Source organism: Pseudonocardia sp. (assembly GCF_025965585.1).
Taxonomy (GTDB): Bacteria; Actinomycetota; Actinomycetes; order Mycobacteriales; family Pseudonocardiaceae; genus Pseudonocardia.
In genome coordinates this window covers 1-7,298 of the sequence record NZ_JAOPWR010000119.1, presented here as the reverse complement: position 1 = coordinate 7,298, position 7,298 = coordinate 1, and the positions used below count along the sequence as shown (strand labels likewise).

Here is a 7,298-nt window from a genome sequence, read left to right as displayed (position 1 = left end):
GGTGATTCATGGCGGCCGCGGATCGATCTTGGGATCGCGCCTGTCGCCCTGACTGGTGCCGTTGCTGATGGTGGGCATGGCGAGGCTGCCGGCGTGCTGGTTCTGCCGGTAGCTCCCGCCGCTCGTCGTGTCGGGGTGGAAGGTCAACCAGCCGGGACGGGCAGCGCCGTGAGCCCGGTGAACGCCGCAGCGAGATCGCGGGCCCAGGGCCAGGTGCGCTGGATGCGCAGCCAGAGCCGTCGCTGTCCGCGGGTGAGCCGGGCGGCGACGTGCAGCAGCCGGTAACGCAGCGTCTTCGGCTCGGCCTTCGCGAGTTCGCCGTGCAGGAGCAGGTGCTGGGTCCAGGCGATCAGATCGACCGCGAGCATGACGACAGTCAGCCAGGCGGCGTTGATCGCGAACGACCGGCTCGGGAAGTGGTCCAGGCCGGTGTCCTTCGCGCACCGGATGCGGTCCTCGACCCTCGCGTGGGCGCGGTGCCGCGCGTCGAGGTGGGCGAGTTGCCCGACGCGGGTGTCGGTGGCGAACGCGGTGTAGCGCCAACCATCTGCCTCTTCGAACGCGTCGAGCTGCGCTCCGGGGTGTGGGCGTTCTCGACGCACGATCACTCTCGTGCCTGCCGGGTAGCCGACCAGCGAGCGAGCGGGCAGAACTCGGCTGATCTCGGCCAGCGCGGCGCCGTCACAGTGCCCGCCATCAGCGTCGATCGCGTCCGCCCACACCTTCTTCCCGATCGCGGCGATCGCCGTCCGCTCCGGGTCCCGAATCGCCCAGCGGACCGAGAACTCGCAGCTCACCGACCCATCGCGGCGGCTGCGGATGTGGGCGAGGAACTCCCGCGTGCAGCCGGCGGTGTCAGCGCGGATCAGGATCGGGGTGCCGTGCCGGTGGGTGTCGGGCAGCTGCGCGAGCGCGGCGTCGAGCACTTCGATGTGGTCGGCAGCGGTGTTGCTGCCGGCGTTCCCCTTGCGCAGCTGCGCGGCGAGGAACTCGCCGGTGTTGTCGCAGAACGCCAGCATCGGGTGGAACCCGAAGGTCTTCTTGAACGTCGGCGCCGCCAACTCCTTCTCGCTGTGACAGACCACGACCGAGGCGTCCAGGTCGATCACCAGCCCGGGCAGCACTCTGCCGGCCGCCGTCGCCAGCGGGAACGGCTCCGCGGACAGCTCGGCGCGCTGCGCCCAGACCACCTCGCGCGCCGCGGCCCGGGATCGTGCGATCGCGCCCAACCCGGCGGTGTCGAGTCGGTCCAGCAGCCGCCAGCACGTCGAGTCCGACGCCACCGACCCGAACAACGCGGCCTGATCGGCGAGCACCGCGATGTCGGAGATCGTCGTGGCGCCGTCGGCGACCGCGACCGCCATATCGACCAGCACCCGACCCGGATCGTGCAGGGCCCGCGGCTTGCGCAGCCCCGCCAACGCCTCCGCCAGTTGACCGGTCAGCGTGGTCCGATCCGCAACATCGGCCAGCAGCCGAGACCCGGCGTGCGACACCACACCCTCGCCGTCCGCGGTTGCCGTGATCTTCGGTCTGGTCGTTGTAACCTGCACCTCGAAAGTGCTCCTCTACCTGGAAGATCTGAGCCCTCAGCAAGCACAGTCTCCCCCGGCAGCGGGGCACTTTCCTCTATCCGGACACAGACACGCCGGACCTCTCATGAAGAGCCCGGGTTAGTGGATAGAGTTGATGGCGGACTGAATGACTGTGGTGACCGCGTCTGGGTGCGAAATCAATGTCAGGTGCGAACCGCCGTTGAATTCGGTCACAGTCGAATGTGCTCGTTGCGCCATCGCGCGTTCTGAGGTCGGCGTGATGATCTGATCGCCCGTGCTCAGGAAATACCACGACGGAATGGTTTTCCACGCTGCCGTCTGCGATGGTGTCTCGAAGGCCGCAGTGGAGGCGGCCCGCTGCGAGGCCCAGAGTTGCTGGGCGGTCTCCTTGGGGAGGTCGTTGGCGAAGTTCGTGACGAAGATGTCCTCCTTGAGGTACAGCCCCATCGCTCCGGCTGGCGCGCCGGGATAGGGGAGCTGATCAAACAACTGTGCGTCGGACCTGTGCTTGAGAATGGAATCGGCTCCACTGAGCGATCCGTTGGTCTCCCCGACATCGGGGGCAGCGGCATCAACGTAGACGAGTGCCTTTACGTTGGGGTTTCCGGCCGCCGCGTTGGTGATGACCGATCCACCGTAGGAGTGGCCGACCAGCACGATGGGGCCGCTGATTGTTTTGAGGAAGTCGGCGACAGTCTCGGAGTCGGTGGTCAAATTCTCTAGCGGATTAGCGATCGCGCGAACCGTGTAGCCCGAGGCCTGAAGCGATTTCACTTCGCCGGCCCAACTGGACGCATCTGCCCACGCCCCGTGCACCAGCACGACCGTCGGCCGCGCGCCACCTGCGTTCACACCAGTCGAAACGGACGGGGTGCTTGACGTGGTGTTAGCCGGGCCCGACGGGGCCGCGGGCGCCGACGAGGACAGCGCTGAACAGCCGGCGGAGAACATCACTGTTGCGAGTCCTGCGGCGACCGCGATCTTTGAGAGTGCTCGACAATTGACCATCAGGTGGGCGCCCTTCCCGTAGTGAGACTTTTGTTGCCGTGTTCCGGTGACTTGGAGAGGTAGACGCAGCCATCGTCGAGCCTTAATCTGCAGGCACACCGGCGCAAAGGTCGGACGGGGCCCGGATAGATGACCCGCATTTGTTTCGCGGCGCCATGAGGTAGGCGTTGAACCTGATCTGACCGCGCGGCTGGCTTGTCCTGCCTGTGGAATACAGCCGGCGCCCGAGAATGCCCGGCACGCCGAGCCAGAACGGCGGTGCCCAGTCCCGGGTGTCGTCCCCGCCCGAGCCTCGATCTTGGTCATCGAGGGTCGAGGTCGGCGAGCATCATCGTGGCGTGCGGACCGGCGAGCGCGCGGCTGCGGTCGACGACGAGCAAGGTCGCCGAGCGATGCGGTCACGAGGTTCTCCGGTGACGGGGCCGGGTGAGCGATACTGGACTAGTGGACTACCCACTTAGGTGGTCAATACCCGCTAGCTGGTAGACATGGAAAGGGGCACCGGCCGGTGGCACCTCGTGCGACACCCAGGCGCCGCGCGGCGACGTTGCAGCCCGTCAGCCGCCCCCGCCTGTACGAGCAGCTCGTCGAGCGGCTGCTGGACTACATCGACAGCGAGCGGATGACGGTGGGCGACCGGCTCCCGGCCGAGCGCGAGCTCGCCACCCAGCTGGGCGTCAGCCGGGCATCGGTGAGCCAGGCGCTGGTCGCACTCGAGGTGCAGGGCGTCATCGACGTGCGGCACGGCGACGGCGCGGTGATCCTCGACGTCCCGGCGGAGCGGCAGATCCTGGCCGCGCTGCGCGCTCGCCGCAACCGGCTGCGGGAGGTCATCGAGGCGCGGGCGGCCCTCGAGGTGAAGCTCGCCGCGCTCGCCGCCCGGCGATGCACGCCCGAGGATCTCCAGGCCATCGACGATGCCCTTGCGCTGATGGCCCGCGAGATCGCCCAGGGCGAGCGGGGGGTGGCGGGGGACGAGCACTTCCACGCCGCTGTCACCGCGGCGGCGCACTCCGGGCTGCTCGCCGGCCTGATGACCGAGATCGCCGAGCTGATCCGGGAGAGCCGCATCGAGTCGCTGGCACAGCCCGGTCGGCCCGAGGAATCGCTGCTGGCGCACCGCAAGGTGGCCGACGCGATCCGGGCCGGCGATGCTGAAGCGGCGGCGACCGCGATGGCCGCGCACATCGCCGCCGTCTCCGACACCGCGCTGCTGCGCGAGGGCTGAACCAGCCGCTGCGCGGTCACGCGCGGGCCGCGGCGGCGCTCGCGGCGGGCGCTGGCCACTCCCCGCCCGGCGCTGCTGGACGTCGTCACCGACCCCGACGCCCTGGAGATTCCGCCGCGCCGTGCCGCACAGCCAGACCCCGGGGCCATCGCGGTCGGAAAGGTTGTGCTCGCCGGAGGCGTCGGACCGGGCCACGCACGGTGTGGGCCTGCTTCCCGCAGGCCGTGGCCTCGCCCGTAGTCGGCAATGGACCCAGGGTGACCCGCCCGTCGGCGCAGCCGGTGATCAGGAAGTGCAGGGGCCGCCCGCGCCCGCGGTGGCTTGGCGCGCGGATCGAGGCGACGGTGACCGAACGCGGCCCCCTGGCCGCCGGCAGGTCAGGCGGGCCCGAAGTCAATCCGAGTCCCGGGCGGCGCCAGCACCGGACGATGCGGGCGAGGTCCTGGATCTCCTCCGCGGAGTGCCCCTCCCGTAGCCGCGTGACGCTGAGCCGGCTAGCTCGATGTCCTCGCGCGTTCCAGCAGCTCGGCGGTCGCCTCCCACAGGCGCCGCTCCCGGTCACGGTCGTGGGCGACCGGCTTGACCTCCGTCGCCGCGGACTTCACGATGAACGCACCGTCGCGCAGGTCTGCCCACTCGTCGTCGAGGGCCACCGCCGCCAGCAACGGGCCCGAGCGTTCTGGCGTCGAGACGCCCGGCACCCGGCCCAGTGCGCGGCTGATCGCCTGGGCTGCCGCCGGTGCGCCACGGCCCAGCGCGGTACCGGGCATCCAGCCCGGCTCGAACACCGACACCCCGATCCCGGCACCGGCGCGGCGTTGCAGCTCGTGGGCGTAGTACAGGATCGCCAGCTTGGCGTTGGAGTAGGCGACACCGGAGGCGGCCATGCTCGGAACCTGCTCGCCGGTGGCCGGGCGGGCGAGCTCGACGGGGTCGACCCACTCAGCCTCGGCCACGTGCAACAGCTTCCGCCAGACGTTGGCGTGGTAGGTGTTCGAGCCGAGCAACACCACTCGCGCCGGGGCGGTGAACGAGCCGAGCAGGTCGCCGACGAGCTGGGTGTGGGCGAGGTAGTTCACCGCGAACGTCAGCTCGTAGCCGTCGGCCGAGGCCTGACGGGTGTCGGTCGACATGGTGCCCGCGTTGGCGACGAGCGCACGCAACGGGCGCACGGTGCCGGCGGTGAGCAGGTCGCGCACGGTGGCCGCGGCGGCGCGGACGTCGGACAGGCGCGAGAGGTCGCAGCCGATCTCGTGGACGCGCGCGCCGCGGACATGGGCCTCCTCGGCGACGGCGGCCAGGTCCTTCCCGGCGCGGCCGACAAGCAGCAGGTCGGGGCGCTGCCCGGCCGGGCGGTCGGCCATGGCCAGCACGGCGTGGCGGCCCAGGTTGCGGGTCGGGCCGGTGATCAGGACAGTCCCGGTTTCGGTCATGGGCACAGCGTGCGCGTCCGGTCGGGCCGCAGCCAGTCGTTCGGTTGTCGTAGGACAGCCAGGACCAGGACAAGCAGTGCCTACGCGCGCAGACTGGACGGTGTGGAAGCGTGGGAGTTCGGCCGGACGGTCCGCCGCTGGCGCGACCGGGTGGCGCCCGAGGCCGTCGGCGTGCCGGTGGGTCGCCGGCGTCGGGCCAGTGGGCTCCGCCGAGAGGAGCTGGCCGGACTCGCCGGCATCTCGGCCGACTACCTGACCCGCCTCGAGCAGGGCCGCGCGACCGCGCCGTCGGCACAGGTGGTGGAGGCACTCGCCCGGGCGCTGCGCCTGGCCGCCGCCGAACGCGACCTGCTCTACCGCCTCGCCGGACACGCCGCGCCCGGCCCGGACGTCGTGCCGGCGCGGGTCGCCCCGAGCGTGCAGCGGCTGCTCGACCGGCTCTCGCACACCCCGGTGGTCGTCTACGACGCGAGCTGGACGCTCGTGCTGGCCAACGCCCCGTACGACGCCCTGATGGGTGAGACGACGACCTGGCGCGGTCTCGAACGCAACGCCGTCTGGCGCAACGTCGCCCGCCTGCCCACGCGGGTCGTGCACACCGAGCAGGAGCAGGACGAGCACGAGGCCCGGCTCGTGGCCGACCTGCGCCTGACCGCCGCCCGCTACCCCGCCGACCGCGCCCTGCGCCGCCTGACCGCCGACCTGGCCTCCGGCAGCCCCCGCTTCGCCGAGCTCTGGGACGCCGAGTCCCCGCCACCCCTCGCCGACCCGTCCAGGCGCAAGACCGTCGAGCATCCGGCGGTCGGCCCGATCACGCTCGACTGCGACACGCTGCTCGTCGCCATGGACGACCTGCGCATCATGGTCTACACCGCCGAGCCCGACACCGAGGACGCCGACAACCTGGCCCTCGCCGTCGTGCTGGGGACTCAGTCCCTGACCCGCTGAACCACCGGGTCGGCGACGTCGCCCACCCGTCGAGGACCCCACTGAGGGTCAGCGGCCCAGCGACGGAGCCGCGGGGGTCAAGGGGTCGCAGGTTCAATGGGACCACGCCGTCCGTGACGTGCAGGAGCGTGTAGTCCGGTGTGCTGGGGGTCAAGGGGTCGTAGGTTCACATCCTGTCGTCTCGACGGCCGGAACGGGGGGTTCCTTTCGACGGGGGGAGCCGCCGGTTCTGCGTTCTACCTGCGGATACGTATGTGGGCGGGTGATCTCGTTCATGAGTCGTGGGCTGAGGCGGATCGGGCGTTGTCGGCGGCCGGGGGCCGTTGTCAGCGGTAGATGACAGCAGCGCTGTCCCGCGCTGGACCGACGGGGGTGAAGGTTGTCGTGATCGGTCTTGATTCAGCTGTCGGTATCGCCCCCGCGCCGTCACTGGTGGCCACACAGATGAGTTCGGGATGCTCGAGGGGTCTGCACCGGTATGGACGCCCAGAACCTCGCGGACCTCTACGAGCTGCCGGCCCTCGACTGGTCGTCGGTCAGCGACCGGCTCGACGCGGGTTGCGACCAGGCGCCGGGCTCCGGTGGCCCCGACCGGCACACGACGTGGCTCACGACCATCGATCCCGACGGCAGCCCGCACGTCACCGGGGTCGGCTCGCTCTGGGTCGGGGGCTGCTTCTGGTTCGAGACCGGCCAGAGCACCCGCAAGGGCCGTAACCTGGCCCGCGACCCGCGGTGCACCGTGGCGATTGCCACCCAGGACTTCGACCTCGTTGTCGAGGGCGCCGCCGAGGTCGTGAGCGACCGCGACATCGTCGCCCGGTTGGCCGCGGCGTGGGCCGGGGGCGGTTGGCCGTGCGCGGTCGACGGGTCCGGCATCGCCCTGACAGCGCCGTTCAGCGCGCCATCGGCGGGCGGGCCGCCGTGGTCGGTCTACCGGGTCACTGCCCGGTCGGCGTACGCCGTCGCCACGGTGGGGCCGGGCGGCGCCACCCGCTGGATCTTCTGAGTCCCGTCCCGTCGGTCAGGCGTGGAGCGCGATCTATTGCCGGCGGTCGAGCAGCCCGCGGACGGTGTCGAGGGGCCGGCGTGGACGGCGGTCTCGGTGATCAGGTGCAGCAGTAC

At 71.0% G+C, this 7,298-nt stretch carries 6 protein-coding genes; 3 read left to right on the top strand and 3 right to left on the bottom strand.

Translation table 11 applies throughout. From position 1 onward, the window contains the following. Nucleotides 1-143: 143 nt before the first annotated feature. The gene (locus JWR81_RS07415; protein WP_297648513.1) at nt 144-1,553 is read right to left on the bottom strand and encodes an IS1380 family transposase; all 1,410 of its coding nucleotides are present in this window, start codon (nt 1,551-1,553) and stop codon (nt 144-146) included. Between the two features lie 120 nt (nt 1,554-1,673). Beyond that, nucleotides 1,674-2,507 (bottom strand): alpha/beta hydrolase, encoded by an 834-nt coding sequence (locus JWR81_RS07410; RefSeq protein WP_297648516.1) that lies wholly within the window; start codon nt 2,505-2,507, stop codon nt 1,674-1,676. A gap of 565 nt (nt 2,508-3,072) precedes the next feature. On the opposite strand from JWR81_RS07410, the gene JWR81_RS07405 reads away from it, so the two are divergent. Then, complete coding sequence (locus JWR81_RS07405) at nt 3,073-3,792, top strand: FadR/GntR family transcriptional regulator (RefSeq protein WP_297648510.1); 720 nt, start codon at nt 3,073-3,075, stop codon at nt 3,790-3,792. A 494-nt stretch (nt 3,793-4,286) separates the two neighbouring features. Here the strand turns inward: JWR81_RS07405 and JWR81_RS07400 are convergent, their stop codons facing one another. Next, complete coding sequence (locus tag JWR81_RS07400) at nt 4,287-5,225, bottom strand: SDR family NAD(P)-dependent oxidoreductase (RefSeq protein ID WP_297648508.1); 939 nt, start codon at nt 5,223-5,225, stop codon at nt 4,287-4,289. Nucleotides 5,226-5,327: 102 nt separating this feature from the next. Between JWR81_RS07400 and JWR81_RS07395 the strand changes: the two genes are divergently transcribed. Beyond that, the gene (locus JWR81_RS07395; RefSeq protein ID WP_297648506.1) at nt 5,328-6,173 is read left to right on the top strand and encodes a helix-turn-helix domain-containing protein; all 846 of its coding nucleotides are present in this window, start codon (nt 5,328-5,330) and stop codon (nt 6,171-6,173) included. A gap of 478 nt (nt 6,174-6,651) precedes the next feature. Further along, entirely contained in the window at nt 6,652-7,182 is a 531-nt protein-coding gene (locus tag JWR81_RS07390; RefSeq protein WP_297648503.1) for a pyridoxamine 5'-phosphate oxidase family protein, read from the top strand. The last annotated feature ends 116 nt before the right edge of the window (nt 7,183-7,298 follow it).

Excerpts from the sequence above, each read along its gene's own strand:
- JWR81_RS07410 (WP_297648516.1), bottom strand. The coding sequence starts at position 2,507 with ATGTTCTCCGCCGGCTGTTCAGCGCTGTCCTCGTCGGCGCCCGCGGCC.
- JWR81_RS07400 (WP_297648508.1), bottom strand. The coding sequence starts at position 5,225 with ATGACCGAAACCGGGACTGTCCTGATCACCGGCCCGACCCGCAACCTG.
- JWR81_RS07390 (WP_297648503.1), top strand. The coding sequence starts at position 6,652 with ATGGACGCCCAGAACCTCGCGGACCTCTACGAGCTGCCGGCCCTCGAC.